Below are 24,386 nucleotides of genomic sequence, written 5' to 3' on the forward strand. Positions count from 1 at the left end.
TACACCGCCCGCGGACTGCTCGCCGACCTCCTCTCGCGCCCCGACGGGCGCCGTGAGGACGGGCGGCAGATGGCGGACAGCAGCCCGCAGGGGCGCGGTGCCGTCCGACGGGCACTCAAAGAACTGAAGGACGCCGGGTACTACCGGGTCGACACGGTCCGGATGCCCGACGGGACGCTCCGTTCCGAGGCCCACGTCTTCGACACCCCGCAGCCCAAACCGGCTGTCCACCCCCCGGACTTCGGCGCAGGGGGCACCGGCCGCCCTGTCACCCCTCCCGTAAAGGACCCGGGGAAAGAAACCACCCTCCCGGATGAACAGTGTGAACCGGATGGACCGGATGAACGGGGTGAACCTGATGAACAGACCAGGTCCGCCGTGGCCGTGCTGTTCCGGGTGATCCGGTCCGAACCCCGCCTGCGCCTCGGCGACGCCGAGGCCCGGGCACTGGCACCACTCGTCACCCGCTGGCTGCAACGAGGATGCGGCGAAGCCGAGTTGGCCCACGCCCTGCTCCCCGGACTGCCCCGGCCGATGCACTCCCCCGCCGCGATCCTCCGGGACCGCCTGCAACGCAAACTGCCACCGGAACGGCCGGCCGCGCAGCCCCCACCGGCCCCGTACGCCGAATGCGGCCGCTGCCACGACCCGGTACCCCGCCCCGGCATCTGCCGCGCCTGCGCGGGCCTCGGCACGAGAACCGTCGCCGTCGGCACCGGCGCGACCGCCACCTCCGGCGGCGTCGCCCGGGCCCGCGCGGCCCTGCGCGCACGGCTCGGCCCGCCGGCCGCCGCGACCACATAGTGCCGCGCCGGGCAACGTCGGCCCTGTGGACGACCACGCGTGGGCGGCTGTCGGTGGCGTGTTTGTTCCGCCGGATGATGTAGCGGCGGATCATGATGCCCTGCTCATTGTGGTCGGCGTGGTCGGTGCCGTCGAGGGCGAAGTAGGCGATCCGCGGTCGGGGTCCTGTGCCGGCCGCCGCGTTCGGCCCGCTGTCGGCCGGGGTTGGGGTCGGAGCTCGAGCGGCCCGCAAGGCGGCAGGCGGGTGTTGCGTTGAGGCTGGGCGCCCGACGGGACCTGGGCTGGGTGGCCCGTCCGCTGTCCGCTCCTCAGCCGTTTGGAGCACGTACGAATGTCGATGGATGCTCCGCCTGCGAACATCAGGGATGTTGGCTGCGGAGTGGCCGACAATCCGACCGAAAGAGGTGCGCAATGGCAGACAAGGACACCACCCAGTTCACCGCCGACCGGACGCTGGCGAACATCGATGAACTGGACGCGTCAAAGCTGAATCCAGTGGTGCGACAGGTCCTCGCGGACTTGAAGAACCGGCCCGAACAACTGGCGGCGATCAGTCACATCAAGGTGTCGTTCAGCCTGTCGATGTGACGGACAGTGATGACATCTGTCGACAGCACACGGGGTGAGGAAGTCGTCCCGGGCCCGTCCACCGGCACTACCGAGCCCGGGACGCCTTCCTCGACCTTCATCATCAAGATCGCCGGTGCCTGCAACCTGAACTGCACCTACTGCTATGTCTACAACCTCGGCGACACCACGTACGAGTCGCGCCCGAAGGTGATGAGCAAGGCCGTCGCCGGCGCGGCGCTGGATCGGATCTTCGAGTACGCCCGTAGCAACGATCTGCCCTACGTCGGGCTGGCACTGCACGGGGGCGAGCCGACCCTGGTCGGCAAGCGCTGGATGGCGTGGTTCCTGGACGAGGTGGCCCGCAGGGCGAGCGGCGGCCCGCTGGCGACGCTGTCCGTGCAGACGAACGGCACCGAGCTGGACGGGGACTGGCTGGACATCTTCGCCGAGCACAAGGTGTCGATCGGGATCAGCATCGACGGGCCCGAGGCCTGGCACGATCAATTTCGAGTGAACCACGCGGGCCGTGGCTCCTACCGGAAGGTGCGCCAGGCCATCGAGCTTCTGGCCGCCGACCCCCGGGGGCTGCCGTGGGGGACGCTGACGGTCGCCAATCCGGACTACCCGGGCACCCGGATCTTCTCCCACCTGGCAGAGCTGGGTGTGCGGAACATGGACTTCCTCTGGCCCGACCATCATCACGACATGAGGCCACCGTGGCCGGCCGGGGCGCTCAGCCGCTACTACATCGAGCTGTTCGACGCCTGGCTCGATGCGATGAACCCGGACATCAAGATCCGCTGGTTCGCCACGGTCATCGAAATGCTGCTCGGGTCCACCCCCCGGATCGACGCCATCGGTCTGCAGTCCATCGCCGAGGTGGTGGTGGAGGCGGACGGCAGTCTGGAGCCCCTCGACGTGCTCCGCGTCTGTAGCAACGGCATGACGCAGATGGGCCTGAACGTCACCCGGAACAGCATCGACGAGTTGCGTTCGACCAGGCTCTTCAGCCAGGGGCTGCGCAGCGCGGAACTCCTGCCGGCGGACTGCCTGGAGTGCCCGGTGCTGAACGTCTGTGGCGGCGGCTACCTGCCGCACCGATGGGGGAACGGGCGTGGATTCCGCAATCCCAGCGTCCACAGCGGGGAGCTGCGGCGCACCATCGAGCACATTCGTGACCGGGTGGCGGCGGAGTTCGCCGCCGCGTCCGCACGCGACTGACCGACGACGGCCCGGCGGGTCGGCGTCGGCGTCGACGTCGCCGACCCGGGTGTCCGGGGCGGGGTGGTCCATCGGGGTGCCTGAGCTTCCCCACCGTTCGCTCCCCGTGCGGGGAGCGAACGGTGCCCGGGGGTGGTTCAGGAGCGCTCCCTGGGCAGCCGGTGCTGCCACTCCCTGGTGAAGACCTCCGACCCCGCCTCCAGCGCCCGCAGTTGGACGACGCTGATGAAGTGCCCGGCGTCGCAGCGCAGTTGGGTGCGGGTCTGGACGGTGACGTCCCAGCCGATGTCCGGGCGCTCCAGCCGGACGGTGTGGTCGGTGCGGGCCTGGGCGCTGAGCGGGGCGCCGCTGAGGACGCGGTAGGCGGTGACGGCGTGCTCGTCGCGGACCAGGCCGTCGGGGTGGGTGCGGGTGCCGTCGGTGGCGGGGGAGAGTTCGGTGCGCCACTCGTGGCGGCCGAGGTCGTGCACGGTGAGGTGCTCGGGCCTGGCGGTGAGCGGCTCGGTGAGGTGGACGGCGAGCGGTTCGGGCAGCGTCGGCGGCTCGAAGGTGACGGGCGGGGAGCCGACGTCGGCGGCGAGGTGGCGCACCGGCAGGCTCAGTGTGGAGCGGGACGGGTCGACCCCGTACCCGGTGTCCTCGGCCGGGGGCCACAGCCACGGCCAGTAGACCGAGGAGAGGGCGAGCCGCAGCCGGTGCCCGGCCGGGACGGTGACCGCGCAGGCGGCGAGTTCGACCTCGGCGTCCGGCCCCTCGGTGACCAGGACGCCCCGGGTGACCAGTTCCGAGGTGCCGTCCGGGCCGACCGCGCACAGCCGCACCGCCACCTGGGCGGACGCCCCGTCCTCGGGGCCGGGCCGCAGCCGCAGCCGTACGCTCGGGACGCCGAGCAGCTCGACCGGTTCGGGCAGCGGCTGGGAGTCGAAACAGACCGAGCGGCCGTCCTCCTCGCGCTGGTCGGGCGGCTGGTCGGCGGGGCGGCCGTGCGGGACGTAGGCGCCGGCGTCGAGACCGGTGTGCTGCGGGGAACGGACCCGGACGTACCGGTCGTCGGAGGCGGTGCCCGCGGTGCGCAGCGGTCCGTCCAGGCCGTAGTGGATCTCGCGGACGTCGGGGGAGGGCCAGGCCTCGTCGCCGGTCCACCGGGTGCTGATCCAGCTGCGCAGGGCGGGCTCCTTGAGGGCGCCGGTGTCGGCGCCGCGCAGCCAGTGGTCCCACCAGCGCAGGGTGTCGGGCAGGGCGGCCTCGGGCAGTCCGTGCGGCCAGGGGCCGATCAGGGCGCGGGCGGTGGGGGACTCGGCGAGCAGTCGCAGCACGAAGGAGCAGGACGGGTCGCCCCAGCCGGCCACCACGAGGGCGGGCACGGACACCGGGACGGTGCTCTCGCCGGCCGCGAGCCAGGCGTCGACGGGCGGGGCGAGTGCCTCCAGCCGGGCCAGCCAGGCGGCCCGCCAGGCGTCGCCGACGTGCCGCGGGTCCGGCGGCAGGGCGGCATCGGCGACCAGGACGGTGAGCCTGGTGTGCAGGTCGGCGGCGAGCACGGCCCCGCCGAGCCGGTGGCCGCCCTCGGGGCAGGCGGTGACCACGGCGCCGACGGTGGCCGGGGCCCGGGCGGCGACCCGCAGCGCCGTGGTGCCGGCCGGACCGACACCGAGCAGGCCGAGCCGGCCGTTGCTCCAGGGGCGGTGGGCGAGCCAGTCGACCACGGCGGCGCCGTCGGCCAGCTCCTGTTCGCCGCCGGGCTCGCCGGGGGTGCCCTCGGAGTTGCCGTGCCCGCGGGTGTCGACCCGGACGGTGGCGTAGCCGTGGCCCGCGTACCAGGGGTGCCGGCGGGCGTCCTCGGCGGCGGTGCGGTCGGTGAGCCGGCCGCCGGAGTACTCCAGCAGGGTGGGGGCGGGCTCGTCGCCGACCGGGCGCCACAGCCGGGCGGCCAGCAGGGTGCCGTCGGGCAGCGGGATGCGCAGGTCCTCGCGGGTGGTGTGGAAGGCGTAGGACGGCATGGCCGCTCCCATCGGTCCCGGGGCGTCGGTATTCCGACCCTAGGGGAGGGAGCGGCCCTTGGCCTGGTGAGCGGGACCCCGACGAGCGGGACCCCGGCGGGCGGGCCCGGCAGGCGGGGCCCCGGTGAGAGGACCCCGCCGGGCCGGTCAGGCCTTGCTCAGCCAGGCGGTGGCGTTGAGGGCGAGGGCGGCGTCGGTGCCCGCCGGGTCGTCCCAGCCGTTGAACAGGGTGTTGCCGGACTGGCCGGTGCCGTCGTCGATCGGGGAGCTGTCGCCCCAGATCGCGACCCGCCCGGAGCCGAAGGTGCTGGTGACGAAGAACGCGCCGGTGCTGCCGCTGTAGCCGGTCCGGTAGACCAGGCCCTTGACGTTCGGGTTGTCGGCGGGCTTGAGGGTGAAGGTGGTGCCGTTGCGCAGGATGGAGCCGGTGACGGTGCCGAAGGGGCCGTGCAGCACCGGGTCGGCCGGGGCGTCGGCCGCGCGCGGGTTGTCGGTGGTGATGTTGAGCAGGTCGACCGAGAAGCCGAACGGGTCGTTGTTGTTCACCCCGTTGCTGGTCAGCAGGTCGTTGATGATCTTCGGGGAGTCCCAGCCGTCGTTGTTGCGGTCGCTGTTGACGTGGTCGGAGACCAGGAAGAGCCCGCCGCCGTTCTGGACGAACTTCATGATCGCGGTCTTCTCGCCCGCGCTGAACCGGATGTTGGGCTCCGGGATCACGAAGGTGTCGAAGTTGGCGAGGTCGAGCGCGGCGCCGGTGCCGTAGCTGATGGTGGAGCCGGCCGGAAGGGTCTTCAGGCTGTACTGGCCGGTCTTCTGGAGGGCGACGCCCCAGGCGGAGAGGGCGCCCGTCCAGCTCTTCTCGGTGGTGGGACCGGCGTTCTGGGCCAGCGGGTCGGGCTGGCTGGTGCTGATGATCCAGTCGGCGTTGCCCGCGGTCTCGGCCTTGCTGTTGTCGAACAGCACCCGGTGCGGGGTGGCGCCGGCCGCGGCGGCCCTGGTGGCGGGGGCGGTGGCGGCGGGTGCGGCCGTGGCGGCGGGGGTGGTGAGACCGGCCGTGAGCAGCGCCGTACCGGCCAGGGCCGCGGCGGTTCGAATGCGGATCGTCATGTGCCGTTCCTCCGTGGGGAGTTGGGGGGCAGGGCCCGGTTTTCGCGCGTAGAACGGGAGTATCCGCGCGTAGAGCGAACGGTGAAAGTCCTCGGAGGTTACGAAGCCTTGTAAGGGTCGTGACGATCTCCGTGAGCGGGGGGAGTCGAATTCGTAATTGCGCATGACTTGCAACTGCGCGCGTCCAGGCGGAAAGATGGCCCAGCTCCGACCCGCCCGACCGAAAGGACACGACGATGACCGCCCCCCGCTGGCGCGACCGGCTCACCCGTGAGGAGTGGATCCGCCTGGCCGGAATGGGCGGCTTCATTCTCGCTCTGCACGTCATCGGCTGGTTCACGCTGCTCGCCGTGGTCGAGCCCGAGCACTACGACGTCGGCGGCCAGGTGTTCGGCGCGGGCATGGGCCTGACCGCCTACACCCTCGGCATGCGGCACGCCTTCGACGCCGACCACATCGCCGCCATCGACAACACCACCCGCAAGCTGATGGGCCAGGGCAAGCGGCCGCTGTCCGTCGGCTTCTGGTTCTCGCTCGGGCACTCCTCGATCGTCTTCGGCCTCTGCGCGCTGCTGGCCCTGGGCATCCGCTCGCTGGCCGGCCAGGTGGAGTCGGACGACTCGACGCTGCACGAGATGACCGGTCTGATCGGCGTCGCCGTCTCCGGCACCTTCCTGCTGCTGCTCGGCCTGATCAACCTGGGCGCCTTCAACGGCATCCTCAAGGTCTTCCGGCGGATGCGCCAGGGCGACTACGACGAGGCGGAGCTGGAGCGCCAGCTGGAGCGGCGAGGGCTGATGAACCGCGTCCTCGGCCGGGTCACCAGGGCCGTCACCAAGCCCTGGCACATGTACCCGGTGGGCCTGCTGTTCGGCCTCGGCTTCGACACCGCCACCGAGGTGTCCCTGCTGGTCCTGGCGGGCGGCGCGGCGGCCTTCTCGCTGCCCTGGTACGCGCTGCTCACCCTGCCGATCCTGTTCGCGGCCGGGATGAGCCTGCTGGACACCATCGACGGCTCGTTCATGAACTTCGCGTACGAGTGGGCGTTCTCCAAGCCGGTCCGCAAGATCTACTACAACCTGACCGTCACCGGGCTGTCGGTACTGGTCGCGCTGGTGATCGGCTCGATCGAGCTGATCGGGCTGCTCGGCGAGAAACTGGACATCACCAGCGGGCCGGTCGCCTGGATCGGCGAGCTGGACCTCAACTTCGTCGGCTACGCCATCGTCGGGCTGTTCGTGCTCGCCTGGGCCGCGGCGATCGCGTTCTGGAAGCTCGGCAACGTCGAGGAGAAGTGGTCGGCCGGGCTGGCCGCCGGTTCGGCGCACTCGAAGTCCGAGTAGCGCGCGGCGCGTTACCGAGGGGCCGGTGACCGGGTCGCCGGCCCCTCGGCGCTTCCCGAGGCCGGGCGGGCTACTTCAGCGCGGCGAGCACCGCCTGCGCCATCGCCCGCTCGCCGGTCGCGTTCGGGTGGAACGGCACGGCGGGCGAGCCCGGCAGCGCGCCCTCGATCCAGCGGTCGTCCGAGCAGACGTCGTGCCCGAGCGTCGGCGTCGCGGTGTCCACGTACGTCGCCCCGTTCGCGGCCGCGGTGGACTTCAGGGCGGCGTTCAGCCCGTCCAGCACGCCGTGCAGGTACTCGACGTCGCCCGGGGTCACCGGCTGGCGCAGCACGCACCGCGAGCCGTCGGCGGGCAGTACGGACGGGTAGCCGACCAGCAGCACCCTGGCCCCGGGGGCCTTGGCGTGGATGCGCCGGAGGGTGTCGGCGAGCTGCGGGGCGACGGTGGTGCGGATCCGCTCGGCCAGGTCGTCGTTGCCGTACCGCCAGGACATGCTGCTCCAGTCCCAGTAGCCGTGGTGGTAGACGTCCTTGCAGGGTGTGCCGAGCGGGTTGACGACGGCGCCGGCGACGCAGGTGGCGACCAGCTCGCCGAGGCCGAGGTCACTGGCCGCCAGGTCGTTGCCGCCGATCCCGAGGGTGACCAGGTCGGTGTCGGCGGTCACCGCGTCCAGCTGGGGGTCGTTGACCCGGATGAAGGCGTCGTACTGGGGCTGCGTCATCGCCTTGATCTTGGCCGCGGAGCAGGTGACGTCGCGGTACGCGCCGGCCTTGAGGGCGGCGGCGACCAGGTGGCCGTAGTTGCGGTCGGAGCGCAGGCACAGGCCGGCCGACTGGCCGGGCACCCCGGCGCCGGCGGCGTAGGAGTCGCCGAGCGCCACGTAGTGCCCCGGCGCCTGGGCGGCGGCCCGGGCGGCGGTGGAAGTGAGGGCGAGCGCGGCACCGAGGGCGACCGCGGCGAGCGCGGTGGAATTCCGGAGGTGCCGGGATTTCCGGGCAGGGCGGAGCACGGTTCCTCCTGGGGGAGAGAAACGACGGGTGGGGGTCGTGCCGAGCCGGGCCACAGCTACTCGCAGGTAAGTTACTGCGAGGTTTCCCGGCCGTCCATGGTTCGCGCGGAAATCGCCGATATTCCGTCAGACGGCCGCGACGGAAATTCGCATTCCGCTCCGCCGGGTATCGCACGAGCGCCGGAGACAATTCCGAAACGGCCCGGAGCGGAATTCGTCCCGGCGCTCGTCACCGGGCGGTTGACCGGACGTCACCGCGGGCCGCAGTATCGGGCGCACAGCGACGGCCACGCCCCGGAGCGTGCCGCCACCGCGAGCCGCGACGGAGGACTGCGCATGGCCCTGGACGCCGACGTCATCGTCATCGGAGCGGGCCTCGCGGGCCTCGCCGCCACCGCCGAACTCGCCGACGCGGGACGCCGGGTGATCCTGCTCGACCAGGAGCCGGCGGCCTCCTTCGGCGGCCAGGCGCACTGGTCCTTCGGCGGCCTCTTCCTGGTCGACTCGCCCGAGCAGCGCCGGACGCGCATCCGCGACTCGCACGCCCTCGCCTGGCAGGACTGGCTCGGCACGGCCGGCTTCGACCGCCCCGAGGACGCCTGGCCGCGCCGCTGGGCCGAGGCGTACGTGGAATTCGCGGCGGGGGAGAAGCGCTCCTGGCTGCACGGCATGGGCGTGCGCTTCTTCCCGGTGGTCGGCTGGGCGGAGCGCGGCGGCCTCCTCGCCGACGGGCCCGGCAACTCGGTGCCGCGCTTCCACATCACCTGGGGCACCGGGCCCGGGCTGCTGGCGCCCTTCGTGCGGCGGGTCCGCGCCGCCGCCGCGCGCGGGCTGGTGGACCTGCGCTTCCGGCACCGGGTCACCGGGCTGTCCGCCACCGCGGGCGCCGTCGACACCGTCACCGGCGAGGTGCTGGTGCCCAGCCCGGCGGGCCGGGGCGAGGCCAGCTCGCGCGAGCCGGCCGGGAGCTTCGAACTGCGCGCCCAGGCCGTGATCGTGACCTCCGGCGGCATCGGCGGCAACCACGACCTGGTCCGCAAGGCCTGGCCGGCCCGGCTCGGCACGCCGCCCGCCAAGCTGCTCTCCGGGGTGCCCGCGCACGTGGACGGGCTGATGCTGGACGTCGCCGGCCGGGCCGGGGCCAGCCTGGTCAACGGCGACCGGATGTGGCACTACACCGAGGGCATCGAGAACTGGGACCCGATCTGGGCCCGGCACGGCATCCGCATCCTGCCGGGCCCCTCCTCGCTCTGGCTGGACGCGCGCGGCAGTCGGCTGCCCGCCCCGCTGTTCCCCGGCTTCGACACCCTCGGGACGCTCGAACACATCATGTCCACCGGGTACCCGTACACCTGGTTCGTGCTCAACCAGCGCATCATCGAGAAGGAGTTCACCCTCTCCGGCTCCGAGCAGAACCCGGACCTCACCGGGAAGTCGGTGCGCGGCGTGCTCGGCCGCGCGCTGCCCGGCGCCCCCGCACCCGTCCGGGGCCACCTGCGGCACGGGCGGGACTTCGTGGTCGCGGGCAACCTCGCCGACCTCGCCCGGGGCATGAACGCCAGGACCCGCGAGCCGCTGATCGACCCGGACCGGCTGCGCCGCACCGTCGGGGACCGCGACCGGCAGCTGGCCAACCCCTTCGCCAAGGACCTCCAGGTCACCGCGATCCACGGCGCCCGCCGCCACCTCGGCGACCGGCTGGTGCGCACCGCCGCCCCGCACCGCCTGCTCGACCCGGCCGCCGCCCCGCTGATCGCCGTCCGGCTTAACATCCTGACCCGCAAGTCGCTGGGCGGCCTGGAGACGGACCTGTCCTCCCGGGTGCTGCGGCCGGACGGCGAGGTGCTGGCGGGGGTGTACGCGGCCGGTGAGGCGGCCGGCTTCGGCGGCGGGGGCGTGCACGGGTACCGCTCGCTGGAGGGGACGTTCCTGGGCGGCTGCCTGTTCTCGGGGCGTACGGCGGGGCGGGCGGCGGCGCGGGCGGTCGGGTAGCGCCGCGCGGGGGGCGTGCGGGGAAGGGTGCGCGTGGTCCCGCGACCCGGTGCGCCCCCTCCCCCGTGCGGGGCGCACCGGCACGGTCGGAAGCCAGCCTGCCCGGGACGCCCCGGGTGCGGCTATCCACTTCCCGACGGCTTCGCCGCAGCATTCCGGATAGCCCGCGCCCCGGCGCCTGACCAACCCCGGATCGCGCCGGCCCCGGACCGCCCAGGACCGCCCCGGACCGGTCAGGCGCCGCGGCCGAGGGTCTGCGAGGGCGGCTGCCCGTACGCGCGGCGGTAGTCCGCGCTGAACCGGCCGAGGTGGGTGAAGCCCCAGCGGCAGGCGACCTCGGTCACCGTGCCGAGGGCCCGGCCGTCGGCGATGGCGAGCAGGTCGTGGTGGGCGCGGTCGAGCCGGACGCGCCGCAGGTAGGCCAGCGGCGTGGTGTCCAGGTGGCGCCGGAAGCCCTCCCGCAGGGCGCGCAGGCTGACCCGGGCGGCCAGGGCGATGTCGGCGACCGAGAGCGGCTCGCCGGCGTGCTCGGCGCAGTAGTCGGCGGCCCGGCGCAGGGCGCTCGGCAGCAGCGCGGAGCCACGGCCGTCCGCCGGCCGGCCCAGTGAGTGGGGCTGGGCGTCCAGCAGCCCGTCGACCAGCAGCCGCTCGAAGTGCTGGAGGCCGAGGCGGGACCGGCGGCCGAGCGCCGAGACGGTGAACGCGCGGAAGGCGTCGGCCAGTTCGATCCAGGACCGGACGGCGGGATCGGCCGGGTCGAGGACCGGGTCGAAGCGCAGCGGCTCCTGCGGCAGGTCGCCCAGCCGGACGGCGAGCGCCTGTTCCACGGCCTCCCTGGACATCGCCAGCGCCCCGTTCAGGGCCTCGGCGTCCCACTCCATGGTGACCTGGTCGCCCGGCCCGGCCACGGACAGCGCGGACGGCAGCTCGGTGCCGTTGGTGACGACCAGGCCGCCCCCCGAGTACGGCAGGATGACGTTGTAGAAGTCCGGCAGGTCCCCGGTCCGCAGGCGCACCGGCGCCCCGTAGCCGAGGTCGTAGAGGGCCACCGGGCCCTCGTGGAACGAGCGGAACCGTCCCGGGAGCCGCTGCTCGCCCAGCACCGTCAGCCGGTGCGGCGCGAGCCGTCCGCCCACCACGTGGCGGAGCTCCTCGATGCTGTTCCCCTCGTAGATCGAGACCGGTCCGGTCACGGCCCCGCCCGGCGCTGTTTCGGTGACCACGGATTCCCCCCCTGTCCGCGAGATCGGCACCTGCTGGACCCGTGCCCCGGCGTCGGCCGCGGCCGGGCCGCCGCCACCGGGGCCGATGGCCCTGGCTCCTCCGCTCCGGCGTCCGACCGGCCCTCCTCCGGTCGTGCCGCCCCCCGTAGCGCTGCGGAACCGTGCGCATCCTAGGGGAAGGACGGGTTCCTGTTGAGGGCTTCGGCACGTGGGATCCGACCCTCGGCCGGGGCGGCTCAGGGGTGACGGGTACAGTGCGGAGGCCGGTGCGCAGGGTGCCGCCGGCCAGGAGGGGTCAGGAATCCGATGAGCCGCCGAGACCGCGACGGTGTCCGCGAGCGCGCGCGGGGCGCCGGCGCCCCCGTGACCGTGACGGTCTGCCGGGGCTGCTGCTGCGGCACCGAGGCGAAGCACCCCGGGGTGGACCACGCGGGCCAGTACGAGCGGCTGCGGACGGCGGTCGGCCCGGCGGGCCGGGTCCGGGCGGTCAAGTGCCTGGACGTGTGCACCCAGTCCAACGTGGTGGTGGTCGGCCCCTCCGCCGAGGGCCGGGCGGCGGGCGGCCGGCCGGTCTGGCTGGGCTTCGTGCTGATGGACGAGATGATCGACGACATCGCCGCCTGGGTGCGGGCGGGCGGTCCCGGCCTCGCCGATCCGCCGGGGCTGCTCGACCTCCAGCTGATCTCGGTCTCCCGCCGGGTCCGCGAGGGGCTGCCCGAGTGAGCCGGCACTCCCGAGGCTACTGACTGATCGTCAGATCGTATCTACCCGCGCCTGTCCGGCGGGCTTCACCACTACCATGACCGGTGGCGCCGGGCGGTCCCCGGCCGGCGCCGGGATTTCCGCGCGAGGGAGAGAGCCGATGACGACGGTCTGCCGCATCTGCGCGGGCACCGGCCGGACCGCCGGCCTCAGCTGCCGGACCTGCCAGGGCACCGGCACCACCGAGGTGGGCGGCGGGGGCGGCAACTGCTTCCTCTGCGACGGCACCGGGGTGTACGTGCGCTACCGGGTGGACGCGATCGGTGCCAAGCACGCCTACCGGGACGAGATCTGCCGCACCTGCGACGGCACCGGCAACCGGTCCACGGCCCAGTGGGACGAGCCCTCCGGCTGACCCCTCCAGGGCCCGGCGGCTGCCCCTCCCTGGCTCGGCGGCTGCCCCCTCCAGGGCCCGGCGGCCGGCCGAGGCCCGCTCAGGGCGAGGGGCTCACGGGGGTCATGATGCGGCGTCGAGGCCGTGCGGACACGTCCTTTACCGAACCATGGTCGAACAATTGCGTTCGAATGGGGGGTACGCTGCGACGCGTTCACCCCGCGTCCGTGCGCGATCCACGCGCCGCTGACAGAGTCCCGCGCATGGATATCCCCAACATGGGCGTGCCGGCCAAGCTTGCCGACCGCATGAGCATGGCCGAGCAGCACGAGTACCTGCGGGCCCGTTTCTCCCGCCGCCGGATGCTGCGCGCCGGTGCGGTGACCGTCGGCGCCGTCGCCGTCGGTGGCGCGCTGGGCAACGGGACGGCCTTCGCCGCCCCGGCCGGCCCGCAGCTGCTGACCGGTGGCACGACCAGTGGCATCGACGGTTCGCTGGTGGCGCCGATCGGCCGTCACCTCCAGTTCGGCCCCGAGCCGGACACCCAGTTCCGCGTCTCCTGGCAGGTCCCGGCCCCGGTCAAGAAGCCGTTCCTGCGCTTCGGCACGACGCCGTGGGAGCTGGGCCACAAGGTCCAGGCCGAGGTCCGGGCCCTGCACACCCCGGCGCTGACCCCGAGCAGCCAGCCGGTGGACCAGTACTACCTGCACGTGGCGCTGGAGGACCTGCGCCCCGACACCACCTACTACTACGGTGTCGGCCACGAGGGCTTCGACCCGGCCTCCCAGCAGCAGATCTCCACCCTGCACACCTTCCGCACCGCGCCCTCCCGCGACCACCGCTGGGGCAAGGTGTACGAGCCGTTCACCTTCACCGCCTTCGGCGACCAGGGCGTCAGCGCGCACGCGGCCGGCAACGACAACGTGATCAAGGCCCAGAAGCCTGCCTTCCACCTGCACGCCGGCGACATCTGCTACGCCGACCCGGCCGGTTCCGGCACCGACCCGGACAAGTCCGTCTTCAACGCGAAGACCTGGGACGACTTCCTGGTGCAGACCGAGACGGTCGCCGCCGACATCCCGTGGATGGTCGCGTACGGCAACCACGACATCGAGGCCTGGTACTCGCCGAACGGCTACGGCGGCGAGAACTCCCGCTTCTTCCTGCCGGACAACGGCCCGGACCCGCGCAAGGTCCCCGGCGTCTACACGTTCCGCTACAAGAACGTCGGTGTCATCTCGCTGGACGCCAACGACGTCTCCTACGAGATCCCGGCCAACCTGGGCATCTCGGCGAACAAGCAGACCAAGTGGCTGGAGCGCACCCTCAAGGACCTCCGCAACGACGAGACCGTCGACTTCGTCGTCGTGTTCTTCCACCACTGCGCCTTCTCCACCACCGTCGCGCACGCCTCCGAGGGCGGTGTCCGCGAGGCCTGGGTGCCGCTGTTCGAGAAGTACCGGGTGGACCTGGTCATCAACGGCCACAACCACATCTACGAGCGCACCGACGCGATCCTCGGCAACAAGGTCTCGAAGCAGGTGCCGAGCGGCGCCACCATCGAGCCGGCCAAGGACGGCGTGGTCTACGTCACCGCGGGCGCGGCCGGCCGCAGCCTGTACAAGTTCGACGTGCCGGACACCTACGAGGGGCACGAGAACCACCAGGACGAGGTCAAGACCTACTACTGGAGCAAGGGCCGGGTGAAGACCCCCGAGACCATCCAGTGGTCGCGGGTGCGCTACACCGGCTACTCCTTCATCAAGGTCGACGTCACCCCGAAGCACCTGGGCCAGAAGTCGGTCATGAAGGTCACCGCGCTGGCCGAGGACGGCACGCAGATCGACAACTACACGATCCTGCGCAAGGTCGGCGAGGGCTGGGACTCGGACCGGGACGACGACGGCCAGGGCGGCGGCTGGGGCTGGTAGTCCCCGCTCGTCCCCGCTCGTCCCCACGGCGCCGGAGCGCGACGGGGGGCGCGCGCCCGTGACGGTGCCCCAGGTGTCCCAGCGCCCCAGGTGCCCCGGCGTCGGACCTCCGACGCCGGGGCACCGGCGCGTTCAGTCCTGCCGGTACGTCGCCAGGAAGCGGCCGATCCGGTTGACGGCCGTCTCCAGGTCGTCGGCGCGGGGCAGCGTGACGAAGCGGAAGTGGTCCGGGCGGGGCCAGTTGAAGCCGGTGCCCTGGACGACGTGGATCTTCTCGCGCAGCAGCAGGTCCAGCACGAACCGCTCGTCGTCGACGATCCGGTGCACCGCCGGGTCCAGCCTGGCGAAGGCGTACAGCGCGCCCTTGGGCTTGACGCAGCTGACGCCGGGGATCTCGTTGAGCGCCTTGACCGCGATGTCGCGCTGCTCGGTGAGCCGGCCGGAGGGCAGCACCAGGTCGGCGATGGACTGGTGGCCGCCGAGCGCCGCCTGCACGGCGTACTGGGCGGGCACGTTGGGGCACAGCCGCATGCCGGAGAGCATGGTCAGGCCCTCCAGGTAGTCGCCGGCGTGCTGGGTGGGGCCGGAGACGACCAGCCAGCCGCTGCGGAAGCCGGCCACCCGGTAGGCCTTGGAGAGGCCGTTGAAGGTGAGGGTGAGCACGTCGTCGGCGAGTGCGGCCAGGCAGTGGTGCTCGGTGCCGTCGTAGAGGATCTTGTCGTAGATCTCGTCGGCCAGCACCATCAGCCGGTGGCGGCGGGCCAGGTCGAGGATGCCCTCCAGCAGTTCCTTCGGGTAGACCGCGCCGGTGGGGTTGTTGGGGTTGATGACGACGATCGCCTTGGTGCGGGCGGTGATCTTGGCGGCGATGTCGTCCAGGTCCGGGTACCAGTCGGCCCCCTCGTCGCACAGGTAGTGCACGGCCTTGCCGCCGGCCAGCCGGACCACGGCCGTCCAGAGCGGGTAGTCGGGCATCGGGACGAGCACCTCGTCGCCGTCGTCCACCAGCGCGGTGACGGCCATCTGGATCAGCTCGGAGACGCCGTTGCCGAGGTAGACGTCGTTGACGGTGACGCCCTGGACCCCGCGCTGCTGGTAGTACTGCACCACCGCGCGGCGGGCCGGCAGGATGCCGCGCGAGTCGCTGTAGCCGTGCGCCTTGGGCAGGTTGCGGATGATGTCCTGGATGATCTCCTCGGGCGCCTCGAAGCCGAACGGGGCCGGGTTGCCGGTGTTCAGCCGCAGCACGCTGTGCCCGGCCTCCTCCAGTGCGTTGGCCTGGTCGACCACCGGGCCCCGGATCTCGTAGCACACGCCATTGAGCTTGCTGGACTGCCGAAACTCCACCTGCGGCCTCCCGACCGTCACCACCGCGCCGTTGGTTCAGCTTTGTTCTACCAAGTGTGTACTTGGAAAGTCCAACCTCTTGGCTATGCTGATCCACATGTCACGCCGAAGCTACGACCAGTACTGCGCCGTCGCCCGCGCCCTGGACGCGGTGGGGGAGCGCTGGAGCCTCCTGATCGTCCGTGAGCTCCTCGGTGGCCCGCGCCGCTACACCGACCTGCACGCCGACCTGCCCGGAGTCTCCACCGACATCCTGGCCGCCCGGCTCAAGCAGCTGGAGGGCGACGGGCTGGCCACCCGCCGACGGCTGGAGCGGCCCGCCAACGCGACGGTCTACGAACTGACCGCGCGCGGCCGTGAACTGCGGCCGGTCATCGAGGCGTTGGGGGAGTGGGGCCTGGCCGCGCTCGGCGAGCAGCGGCCGACCGACGCCGTGCGCGAGCACTGGTTCACGCCGGGGAAGGCGGAGGAGCCGGCGGCCGTGGCCGGCTGACGGCCGCGGGCGTGCCCGGTGGGCGGGGCGGCGGCAAGGCCCCCGTCGCCGACCGCCGCCCCGTGCCCCCAGAGTGGCGCGGACCGATAAACGAACAGTGGACGTGCGATGAGCGCCGGGGTCAGGCGCCGTCCCGCCCGGGCCCGCACGTACGATCGTCGGACCGCAGAGCGGACTCAGTGGACTCAGCGGACTCAGGAGAGCGGAGGCCAGCCCGTGCCCACCACCTACCGCAGCTACGTCGCCGTCGGGGACTCCTTCACCGAAGGCATGTGCGACGACCTGCTGCCCGACGGCCACTACCGGGGCTGGGCGGACCGGGTCGCCGAGGCGCTGGCCGGTGACCGCTCCGACGGGGACTTCCGGTACGCCAACCTCGCCGTCCGTGGCAAGCTCATCGGCCAGATCCACGACGAACAGCTCGCCCCCGCCGCCGCGATGGGCGCCGAGCTGGTCACCCTGGCAGGCGGCCTCAACGACGTGCTGCGCCCCGGCTGCGACATCGAGCGGGTCGAGCGGCTGCTCGGCCGCTGCGCCACCGGACTGCGGGCCGGCGGGGCCACCGTCGTGCTGTTCACCAGCACCGACCCCACCCGCCGCATGGCGGGCGGTGCCCGGCTGCTGCCCGCCATCCTGCGGATGAAGGCCTTCGTCCAGGAGCTGGGCCGGCAGGACGGGTTCGCCGTGGTCGACCTGTTCTCCGCCCCCTGCTTCGACGACCGCCGGCTGTGGGCCGAGGACCGCCTGCACCTCTCTCCCGAGGGGCACCGCCGGGTCGCCGAGGGCGTGCTGGAGGCGCTCGGCCGCCCCGCGGCCTTCGACTGGCGCGCCCCGCTGCCCGCCGCCGCCCCGCCCGGCCGGGCCGAGAAGCTGCGCGAGGACGCCCGCTGGCTGGGCGCCCACGTCGGCCCGTGGGTCGGCCGCCGCCTCACCGGCCGCTCCTCCGGCGACGGCCGCCCGGCGAAGCGGCCGGAGCTGCTGCCCTACGGGTAGCTACGCCCGTCGTGGTTCCGGCGCCAGGACCAGGCTCGCCATCGGCGCGTGGGTGGTCCAGTCCATCGCGTGGTAGAGGGCCTGGCCGTCCGTCGTGCCGACCAGGATGCCGGTACGGGCCCCGGCCTCGTGCCCGGCGGCCAGCAGGGTGCGCATCACCAGCGCGCCCAGGCCGCGGCGGCGGTGCTCGGCGACGGTGCCGATCTGGTCCGGCACGATCACCGGGCCGGTTCCGGGGTCGGTTCCGGCCAGACCGGCCAGACCGGCCTGGCCGCTCGCGGCCAGGTGCCCGGCGTCGCTGCGCACGAGGGTCTTGATCACCCCGCCCCGGCTCCAGGTGGTCACGGTGTACCCGGCGGGCGGCCGGGGCCGTTCGGCGGTGACCGGGCCGGTCATCAGGAAGCCCGGTTCGTCCAGGCGCCACCGCTCGTCCAGCCAGGGCCGCACGGTCGCGTCCTCGGCGAACAGCTTCAGCCAGGTGGTCGGCGCGGTGACGCTCTCGCCGAGCTTGCGGACCTCCGCCTCGGTCGGCTCCGGCAGTACGTGCCGGCCCACCTCGCGGCCCTGCGCGCCGACGTCGATGCTCCAGCCCCAGGGCTGGTCCACCGGCTCGGCGGAGCCGCGCGAGGCCGCCCAGCCCGCGATCCAGCTCCGGACCAGTTCCCTGGTGTCCGGGTCCCGCATGTCGCCCACCCCCGCATGTAATGGTCTCAATAGCCTTTCGTATCTTACCGACATGGAAGGCCGTCTGCCCAGTAGGATTCCCGGGTCCACGGCGCCGCCCGGCGCCCAGCTGCTGGAAGGATCCCGGAACGTGCGCGAGACCGAGTCGCCGCAGGACCCCACGGCGGCCGCGCCGACCGAGCTCCGGGCCGACTGCGGCAGCTGCTTCGGGCTCTGCTGCGTCGCCCTGCCGTTCGCCGCCGGCTCCGACTTCGCCATGAACAAGATGGCCGGCAAGCCCTGCCACAACCTCCAGGCCGACTTCGGCTGCGGCATCCACGCGCAGCTGCGCGACCGCGGCTTCCAGGGCTGCACCGTCTACGACTGCTTCGGCGCCGGCCAGCGGGTCTCCCAGGTGACCTTCGGCGGCCGCAGCTGGCGCGAGGAGCCGGAGAACGCCGGGGCGGTGTTCGACGTCTTCCCGATCGTGCGGCAGCTGCACGAACTGCTCCGGTACCTCACCGAGGCGCTCACCTTCGACCCCGCCCGTCCCGTCCACGACGAGCTGCGGCAGGCGCTGGCGGAGACCGACCGGCTGGCCGGCGGCACGCCCGAGGAGGTCCTCGCCGTCGACGTGCCGGCCCACCGGCAGCGGATCAGCGACCTGCTGCTGCGCGCCTCCGAACTGGTCCGCGCCGCCGCCCCGCGGCGTCGGGAGCACCGCGGCGCCGACCTCTTCGGGGCCCGCCTGCGCGGCGCCGACCTGCACGGGGCCAACCTGCGCGGCGCCCTGCTCGTCGCGGCCGACCTCTCCGGCGCGGACCTGCGCCTCGCCGACCTGGTCGGCGCCGACCTGCGGGACGCCAACCTGGCCGGAGCGGACCTCACCACGGCCCTGTTCCTCACCCAGGCCCAGCTCAACGCGGCCCGCGGCGACGCCACCACCCGCCTCCCGGCCGGCCTCACCCGGCCCGCGCACTGGCCCGAGACCGCCCCGGCGCCGGCCGCCGGGGCCGGGCCCCGCTCCGCCAGGGGCGGCAGCCGCCCGGCCCGGGGCTCCCGCCGGCGTTAGCTCCTGGGCTACTGCCCTACCCGGCCGTCGAGGCACGCGCGCAGCGGGTCGGCGTGGCGGGCGGACTCCTCGATGCGGTGCACCGGCAGCTCCCGGACCGCGATCCGGCCCCTGCCGATCCGCGCGCCCGGGTCCTGGTGGCCGGCCAACAGGGTGTCTCCGCGGCCTGTTCGCGCTCCAGGCCGCGGAACGCGGCGTCCGTGACCGCCCCGGGGCCACCGGGCCTGTCGCGCACCGGAGCGCGTTCGGCTCAGTCGGTCAGCAGGCGGGCGCGCAGGGCGTCGGTCTGCGCGCGGTCGATGCCGAGGGTGCCGGTGAGGTAGGCCTCGACCGAGCCGTGACGTTCGGCGAGGCCGGCGAGGGTGAGCCGGATGACGGCCTCCGGGGCGCGCCCGTAGCCGGGCCAGCGCAGGGTGCGGCCGGGGTGGGCGGCGTGCCAGTCGGCGACGAGGTGCGCGGTGGCGAGTTCGGTGAGGGCGAAGTCGGCGGCGAGGTCGTCCTCACCGACGCCGAGCAGGGTGTGCAGCAGGGCGCCGATCAGCCCGGTGCGGTCCTTGCCGGAGGCGCAGTGGAAGACCACCGGGGCCTCGGCGGCGGTGATCACGTCCAGCACCTGGCGGATCTCCTTCACCCCGTCCTCGGCGACCTCGGCGAAGCGGTCGGCGAGGTAGCGCCAGGGGTCGAGCTCCGGGTCGATCTCGGCCTGGTCGTACGGGCGGTGCTCGATCGAGAGGTTGTGGTACTCCAGGCCCTCGAAGTCGGGCACCCGGCCCTTGGCGGCGATCTCCCAGGGGTAGCGGAGGTCGATCACCGTCCGTATCCCCAGTGCCCGGAGCCGGTCGAGGTCGGCGGGGGAGCCGATCTTGCCGAGCGAGTCGGAGCGGTAGAGCAGCCCCCACCGGACGGACCGTCCGCCGGCGGCCGGATAGCCGCCCAGGTCGCGGAAGTTGTGCAGGGCATCGAAGGAGTGGTGACGCGTCGTCATGCGCGCACTCTAGCCAGCGGAGTCAAGGGCGGGCGCCCCGTAGCCGTGGGCGAGCAGGCCGAAGGCGCGGGTGGCGTCCCCGGCGGCCTCGTCGTACAGGTCGTCTGCGGTGCGGCCGTCCTGGATGCGGCGCCAGTTGTGCAGGGCCAGGACCCGCTGGGTGGCGGTGACCTGGGCGGCGAGCAGCGCCGCGGTGAGGTCCCGCGGCCCGGGGAGGCCGGGGGTCTCGCGCAGTGCCTCGGCCAGTGACCGCTCGGCGCGGGCCACGTACTCGCCGACCCGGGCGGCCAGGCTCGGGGTGCCGTGGACCAGGCCGGTGAAGGCGAGCACCGCGGGGTGGTCGTTGAGGCCGGTGACCGGGTCGCGCCGGCCGAGGCCGTCCAGGAAGTCCCGCAGCAGCGCGTCGAGCACCTGCTCCCCGGGCAGCCGGGTGCGGACGACCCCGGCGGCCTGTTCCTGGTGGTCGGCGAAGCGGTGGACGACCAGGTCCTCCTTGCTGGGGAAGTAGGAGAACAGCGTCGGCTTGGAGACCTCGGCGGCCGCCGCGACGTCCGCCACCGACACCCGGTCGAAGCCGTGCTCCAGGAACAGCGCGATGGCCGCCTCGGAGATGGCCCGCCGGGTCCGCTCCTTCTTGAGCTCACGCAGTCCGGTCATGGCATCCAGGCTAACAGCGGACCTTGACCGGGGCAGGTTTCTGACCGGGTCGGGTGCGCCGGGTGCGTCCTACACGCTGCGGTCGGCCAGGACCTCGCGGACGACGTGACGGGCGTTGGCGGTCAGGGCCTGGTCGGTGTGGCGGTAGTACGGGATCGTCACCAAAGCGAGGGAGAACGCCCAGGCGCGGCCGCGGGCCCAGGTGGCGTCGTCCGCGCGCAGGGCGGCGCGGAAGGCCGGACGGGCGGTGGCGGGCAGCAGGTTCCAGGCGGCGATCAGGTCGGCGGTCGGGTCGCCGACGCCCATCAGGGCGAAGTCGAGGACGGCGGCGAGCCGGCCGGAGCGGGCGAGCAGCAGGTTGCCGGGGGTGAGGTCGCCGTGCATCCAGACCGGCGGGCCGGCGTACCCGGGCAGCCGGAGGGCCTTGTCCCACAGGGCGGTCGCGGCCGCCGTGTTGATCGCGCCGGAGAGCTGGGCGATGGCCGCGCGGGTGGCGCCGTCCCGGGAGGCGAGCGGGATGCCGCGCTGGCCGGCCGGGGCACCGGCCGGGTCGGCGGCGCGCAGGGCGTTGACGAAGCCGGCGAGGTCGCGGGCCAGGCCCTCGGGCGCGGCAAGCGAGCCGGCCACCGGGTTGGCGCCGTCCAGCCAGTGCAGCACCGACCACTCCCACGGGTAGCCGGCGGCGGGCCGGCCGACCGCGAGCGGGGCCGGGACCGGCCGCGGCAGCCCCGGTGCCAGCCGGGGCAGCCACTGCTGCTCCCGCCGCAGGCCTCCGGCGGCCCACTCCACCAGGGGCAGCCGGACGGCGAGTTCGGGTCCGAGCCGGAACATCGCGTTGTCCGTCCCGTCGGCGGAGACCCGGGTGACCGGGAGGCGCTCCCACCGCGGGAACTGGGCGGAGATCAACCGCCGTACGAGGGCCGCGTCGACCACCGGTCCGTCGGGGTGCATCCGGGGGGCAGCGCACATGCCCGGCAGCGTACAGCTCCGGTCGTTCCCGTTCAGCCGGATTCCCGAACCGGTCGGATTCCGAAGGGCGTTGGCGGCGGGCGCGGCACCCGTGCGGACGGTCGGCCGAAGGTGATCCGCACCCCGATGGTGCCGCCCCTGCCGAAGCGCAGCACGTTGGCGGTCACGGTCGACGGCGGTGCGACGGGGCGGTGAGGGCGCGGTGCGGGGGCGGCACGCCACGCCCGGCCGCACCCGGGGCGGCCGGGCGCCGTCCCCGGCACCTGCCAGAATGCAGGGCGTACGGCGAAAGCACTGAAGGAGAAGGTGACCGGCTTCGTGACCACGCCAGTCGAACAGGCGGCCAGGCAGGCCCAGCAGGCGATCGAGCGCAAGATCGCCGAGGAACTGGGCGTCCGCGAGGGGCAGGTGAAGGCTGCCGTCGACCTGCTCGACGGCGGTGCGACCGTCCCCTTCGTGGCCCGCTACCGCAAGGAGGTCACCGGCTCCCTCGACGACACCCAGCTGCGCGGCCTGGAGGAACGGCTGCGCTACCTGCGCGAGCTGGAGGAGCGCAGGGCGGCCGTCCTGGAGTCGATCGACTCCCAGGGCAAGCTGGACGACGTGCTGCGCGCCCGGGTGCTCGCGGCCGACTCCAAGGCCCGCCTGGAGGACATCTACCTCCCGTTCAAGCCGAAGCGGCGCACCAAGGCGCAGATCGCCCGCGAGGCCGGGCTGGAGCCGCTGGCCGACACGCTGCTCGCCGACCCGTCCCAGGACCCGGCCGCGCTGGCCGCGCAGTACCTGAACGAGTCGGTCGCGGACGGTCCCGCCGCCCTGGAGGGCGCCAGGGCGATCCTGGTCGAGCGCTTCGGGGAGGACGCCGACCTGGTCGGCTCGCTGCGCGAGCGGATGTGGACCCGCGGCCGGCTGGTCGCCAGGGTGCGCGACGGCAAGGAGGGCGACGGCGCCAAGTTCGCCGACTACTTCGACTTCGCCGAGCCGTACACCAGGCTCCCCTCGCACCGCATCCTGGCGATGCTGCGCGGCGAGAAGGAGGAGGTGCTCGACCTCGAACTCTCCCCGTACGAGGGCGAGTCCGAGGGCGACCTGCCCGGCGAGAGCGACTACGAGCAGCGGATCGCCGCCCGCTTCGGCATCGCCGACCACGGCCGCCCGGCCGACAAGTGGCTGGGCGACACGGTCCGCTGGGCCTGGCGCACCCGCGTCCTGGTCCGGCTCGGCATCGACCTGCGCTCCCGGCTGCGCGTCGAGGCCGAGGAGGAGGCGGTGCGGGTCTTCGCCGCCAACCTGCGCGACCTGCTGCTGGCCGCCCCGGCCGGCACCCGCGCCACCATGGGCCTGGACCCGGGCTTCCGCACCGGGGTGAAGGTCGCGGTGGTGGACGCCACCGGCAAGGTCGTCGCGTACGACACGATCTACCCGCACCAGCCCGCCAACAAGTGGGACGCGGCGCTGGCCACCCTGGCCGCGCTGGCGAAGAAGCACGACGTCGACCTGGTCGCGATCGGCAACGGCACCGCCTCCAGGGAGACCGACAAGCTCGCCGAGGACCTGATCGCGCGCCACCCCGAGCTGAAGCTCACCAAGGCGATGGTCAGCGAGGCCGGCGCCTCGGTCTACTCGGCCTCCGCGTTCGCCTCGCAGGAACTGCCGGACCTGGACGTCTCGATCCGCGGCGCGGTCTCGATCGCCCGCCGGCTCCAGGACCCGCTGGCCGAGCTGGTCAAGATCGACCCCAAGTCGATCGGCGTCGGCCAGTACCAGCACGACCTGAGCGAGGTGAAGCTCTCCCGCTCGCTGGACGCCGTGGTCGAGGACTGCGTCAACGCCGTCGGCGTGGACGTCAACACCGCCTCGGCGCCGCTGCTCACCCGGGTCTCCGGGGTCACCGGCACGCTGGCCGACAACATCGTGGCGCACCGCGACGCCAACGGCCCGTTCCGCACCCGCAGGCAGCTCAAGGACGTCTCCAGGCTCGGCCCCAAGGCCTTCGAGCAGTGCGCCGGCTTCCTGCGCATCCCCGGCGGCGACGACCCGCTGGACGCCTCCAGCGTGCACCCCGAGGCCTACCCGGTGGTGCGCCGCATCCTCGCCGCGACCGGCGGGGAGCTGCGCGAGCTGATCGGCAACGGCGGGCGGCTGCGCGCGCTGCGCCCGGCGGACTTCGCCGACGACACCTTCGGCGTCCCGACCGTCACCGACATCCTCGGCGAGCTGGACAAGCCGGGCCGCGACCCGCGTCCGGCCTTCCGCACCGCGACCTTCAAGGAGGGCGTCGACAAGATCGGCGACCTGGAGGTCGGCATGGTGCTGGAGGGCGTGGTCACCAACGTCGCCGCCTTCGGCGCGTTCGTGGACGTGGGCGTCCACCAGGACGGGCTGGTGCACGTCTCGGCGCTGTCGAAGAACTTCGTCAAGGACCCGCGCGAGGTGGTCAAGCCCGGCGACATCGTCAAGGTCCGGGTGCTCACGGTGGACGTGCCGCGCAAGCGGATCGGGCTCACCCTGCGGCTGGACGACGAGGTCGGGCGCGAGCGCGGCGGCGACCGCGGGGATCGCGGGGACCGTGGCGACCGGCAGGCCCGCCCGCCGCGCCAGGAGCGGCGCGGCGGTCAGGGCGGTCAGGGCGGCGGCCAAGGCGGCCAAGGCGGCCAGGGCGGCCGCGGCGGGCAGGACCGGCGCGGTGGCGACCGGGGTGGCTCCGGCGGCGGTGTGCCGGCCAACAGCGCCATGGCGGACGCGCTGCGCCGGGCGGGCCTGACCGGTGGCGGCAACGGCGGCTCGGGCGACCGGCGCTCCGGGCGGCGCTGAGCCCGTACGTGACGGCGGCCGGGGGCCGGGGGGGGGGTTCCGGCCGGCCCGGTGGCCTCCTAGCACCCCGCCCCACGCCGGCCCGCCGGGCCCGGGC

The 24,386-nt window shown here is 73.6% G+C and carries 20 protein-coding genes and 3 pseudogenes; 12 read left to right on the forward strand and 11 right to left on the reverse strand.

What is annotated here, in order from left to right; translation table 11 throughout:
* Positions 1-378 precede the first annotated feature (378 nt).
* Entirely contained in the window at positions 379-804 is a 426-nt protein-coding gene (locus tag ACIQOW_RS03970; protein ID WP_401079828.1) for a hypothetical protein, read from the forward strand.
* Between the two features lie 10 nt (positions 805-814).
* Here the strand turns inward: ACIQOW_RS03970 and ACIQOW_RS03975 are convergent.
* A pseudogene (locus ACIQOW_RS03975) lies at positions 815-955 on the reverse strand (transposase); the annotation flags it as partial.
* A 260-nt stretch (positions 956-1,215) separates the two neighbouring features.
* Between ACIQOW_RS03975 and ACIQOW_RS03980 the strand changes: the two are divergent.
* Together ACIQOW_RS03980 and ACIQOW_RS03985 are read left to right on the forward strand one after the other, a co-directional pair.
* Positions 1,216-1,392: a hypothetical protein gene (locus ACIQOW_RS03980; RefSeq protein WP_401079475.1), complete on the forward strand. Its 177-nt coding sequence runs from the start codon at positions 1,216-1,218 to the stop codon at positions 1,390-1,392.
* Positions 1,393-1,401: 9 nt separating this feature from the next.
* Positions 1,402-2,595 carry a radical SAM protein gene (locus ACIQOW_RS03985; RefSeq protein ID WP_401079477.1) on the forward strand — a complete coding sequence of 398 codons (1,194 nt, stop codon included), beginning with the start codon at positions 1,402-1,404 and terminating at the stop codon, positions 2,593-2,595.
* Positions 2,596-2,732: 137 nt separating this feature from the next.
* On the opposite strand, the gene ACIQOW_RS03990 is transcribed toward ACIQOW_RS03985, so the two are convergent.
* Positions 2,733-4,595, reverse strand: a complete 1,863-nt coding sequence (locus ACIQOW_RS03990; RefSeq protein ID WP_401079479.1) for a CocE/NonD family hydrolase — start codon at positions 4,593-4,595, stop codon at positions 2,733-2,735.
* Positions 4,596-4,742: 147 nt separating this feature from the next.
* A complete protein-coding gene (locus ACIQOW_RS03995) occupies positions 4,743-5,702 on the reverse strand; it encodes a hydrolase (protein WP_401079481.1) in 960 nt (319 codons plus the stop codon).
* A 236-nt stretch (positions 5,703-5,938) separates the two neighbouring features.
* Here ACIQOW_RS03995 and ACIQOW_RS04000 point away from each other — a divergent pair, with 236 nt between their 5' ends.
* A complete protein-coding gene (locus tag ACIQOW_RS04000) occupies positions 5,939-7,045 on the forward strand; it encodes a HoxN/HupN/NixA family nickel/cobalt transporter (RefSeq protein ID WP_401079483.1) in 1,107 nt (368 codons plus the stop codon).
* A 70-nt stretch (positions 7,046-7,115) separates the two neighbouring features.
* Here ACIQOW_RS04000 and ACIQOW_RS04005 read toward each other — a convergent pair whose 3' ends face one another.
* Positions 7,116-8,054: an SGNH/GDSL hydrolase family protein gene (locus ACIQOW_RS04005; RefSeq protein WP_401079485.1), complete on the reverse strand. Its 939-nt coding sequence runs from the start codon at positions 8,052-8,054 to the stop codon at positions 7,116-7,118.
* 336 nt (positions 8,055-8,390) lie between these two features.
* Between ACIQOW_RS04005 and ACIQOW_RS04010 the strand changes: the two genes are divergently transcribed.
* Positions 8,391-10,046 carry an FAD-binding dehydrogenase gene (locus ACIQOW_RS04010; RefSeq protein WP_401079487.1) on the forward strand — a complete coding sequence of 552 codons (1,656 nt, stop codon included), beginning with the start codon at positions 8,391-8,393 and terminating at the stop codon, positions 10,044-10,046.
* 233 nt (positions 10,047-10,279) lie between these two features.
* Here the strand turns inward: ACIQOW_RS04010 and ACIQOW_RS04015 are convergent, their stop codons facing one another.
* Entirely contained in the window at positions 10,280-11,269 is a 990-nt protein-coding gene (locus tag ACIQOW_RS04015; protein WP_401079489.1) for an AraC family transcriptional regulator, read from the reverse strand.
* 306 nt (positions 11,270-11,575) lie between these two features.
* Here ACIQOW_RS04015 and ACIQOW_RS04020 point away from each other — a divergent pair, with 306 nt between their 5' ends.
* The 3 genes from ACIQOW_RS04020 (at position 11,576) to ACIQOW_RS04030 (ending at position 14,296) form a co-directional block, all read left to right on the forward strand.
* Positions 11,576-11,992 carry a (2Fe-2S) ferredoxin domain-containing protein gene (locus ACIQOW_RS04020; protein ID WP_188295610.1) on the forward strand — a complete coding sequence of 139 codons (417 nt, stop codon included), beginning with the start codon at positions 11,576-11,578 and terminating at the stop codon, positions 11,990-11,992.
* Positions 11,993-12,131: 139 nt separating this feature from the next.
* Positions 12,132-12,386: a hypothetical protein gene (locus ACIQOW_RS04025; RefSeq protein ID WP_188295609.1), complete on the forward strand. Its 255-nt coding sequence runs from the start codon at positions 12,132-12,134 to the stop codon at positions 12,384-12,386.
* 242 nt (positions 12,387-12,628) lie between these two features.
* Complete coding sequence (locus ACIQOW_RS04030; protein WP_401079492.1) at positions 12,629-14,296, forward strand: fibronectin type III domain-containing protein; 1,668 nt, start codon at positions 12,629-12,631, stop codon at positions 14,294-14,296.
* Between the two features lie 132 nt (positions 14,297-14,428).
* Here the strand turns inward: ACIQOW_RS04030 and ACIQOW_RS04035 are convergent, their stop codons facing one another.
* On the reverse strand, positions 14,429-15,643 hold the full coding sequence (locus ACIQOW_RS04035) for a pyridoxal phosphate-dependent aminotransferase (protein ID WP_188295607.1): 1,215 nt from the start codon (positions 15,641-15,643) through the stop codon (positions 14,429-14,431).
* A 97-nt stretch (positions 15,644-15,740) separates the two neighbouring features.
* Here ACIQOW_RS04035 and ACIQOW_RS04040 point away from each other — a divergent pair.
* Positions 15,741-16,094: pseudogene (locus tag ACIQOW_RS04040) on the forward strand (winged helix-turn-helix transcriptional regulator); the annotation flags it as partial.
* 258 nt (positions 16,095-16,352) lie between these two features.
* Complete coding sequence (locus ACIQOW_RS04045; protein WP_401079495.1) at positions 16,353-17,129, forward strand: SGNH/GDSL hydrolase family protein; 777 nt, start codon at positions 16,353-16,355, stop codon at positions 17,127-17,129.
* On the opposite strand, the gene ACIQOW_RS04050 is transcribed toward ACIQOW_RS04045, so the two are convergent.
* Entirely contained in the window at positions 17,130-17,813 is a 684-nt protein-coding gene (locus ACIQOW_RS04050) for a GNAT family N-acetyltransferase (protein ID WP_401079497.1), read from the reverse strand. It lies immediately after the preceding gene.
* Positions 17,814-17,943: 130 nt separating this feature from the next.
* On the opposite strand from ACIQOW_RS04050, the gene ACIQOW_RS04055 reads away from it, so the two are divergent.
* Positions 17,944-18,864: a pentapeptide repeat-containing protein gene (locus ACIQOW_RS04055; protein WP_401079499.1), complete on the forward strand. Its 921-nt coding sequence runs from the start codon at positions 17,944-17,946 to the stop codon at positions 18,862-18,864.
* 8 nt (positions 18,865-18,872) lie between these two features.
* Here ACIQOW_RS04055 and ACIQOW_RS04060 read toward each other — a convergent pair.
* The 4 genes and pseudogenes from ACIQOW_RS04060 to ACIQOW_RS04075 all read right to left on the reverse strand — a co-directional run.
* Positions 18,873-19,072 (reverse strand): annotated as a pseudogene (locus tag ACIQOW_RS04060) (hypothetical protein); the annotation flags it as partial.
* A gap of 42 nt (positions 19,073-19,114) precedes the next feature.
* A complete protein-coding gene (locus ACIQOW_RS04065; protein ID WP_401079501.1) occupies positions 19,115-19,849 on the reverse strand; it encodes a tyrosine-protein phosphatase in 735 nt (244 codons plus the stop codon).
* A 9-nt stretch (positions 19,850-19,858) separates the two neighbouring features.
* A complete protein-coding gene (locus ACIQOW_RS04070; protein WP_401079503.1) occupies positions 19,859-20,506 on the reverse strand; it encodes a TetR/AcrR family transcriptional regulator in 648 nt (215 codons plus the stop codon).
* A gap of 69 nt (positions 20,507-20,575) precedes the next feature.
* Positions 20,576-21,475: an aminoglycoside phosphotransferase family protein gene (locus tag ACIQOW_RS04075; RefSeq protein WP_401079505.1), complete on the reverse strand. Its 900-nt coding sequence runs from the start codon at positions 21,473-21,475 to the stop codon at positions 20,576-20,578.
* Positions 21,476-21,793: 318 nt separating this feature from the next.
* On the opposite strand from ACIQOW_RS04075, the gene ACIQOW_RS04080 reads away from it, so the two are divergent.
* Positions 21,794-24,289, forward strand: coding sequence for a Tex family protein (locus ACIQOW_RS04080; RefSeq protein ID WP_401079507.1), 2,496 nt, complete (start codon positions 21,794-21,796; stop codon positions 24,287-24,289).
* Positions 24,290-24,386: the final 97 nt, after the last annotated feature.

The sequence above is a fragment of the Kitasatospora sp. NPDC091335 genome (assembly GCF_044757205.1).
Classification (GTDB): domain Bacteria; phylum Actinomycetota; class Actinomycetes; order Streptomycetales; family Streptomycetaceae; genus Kitasatospora.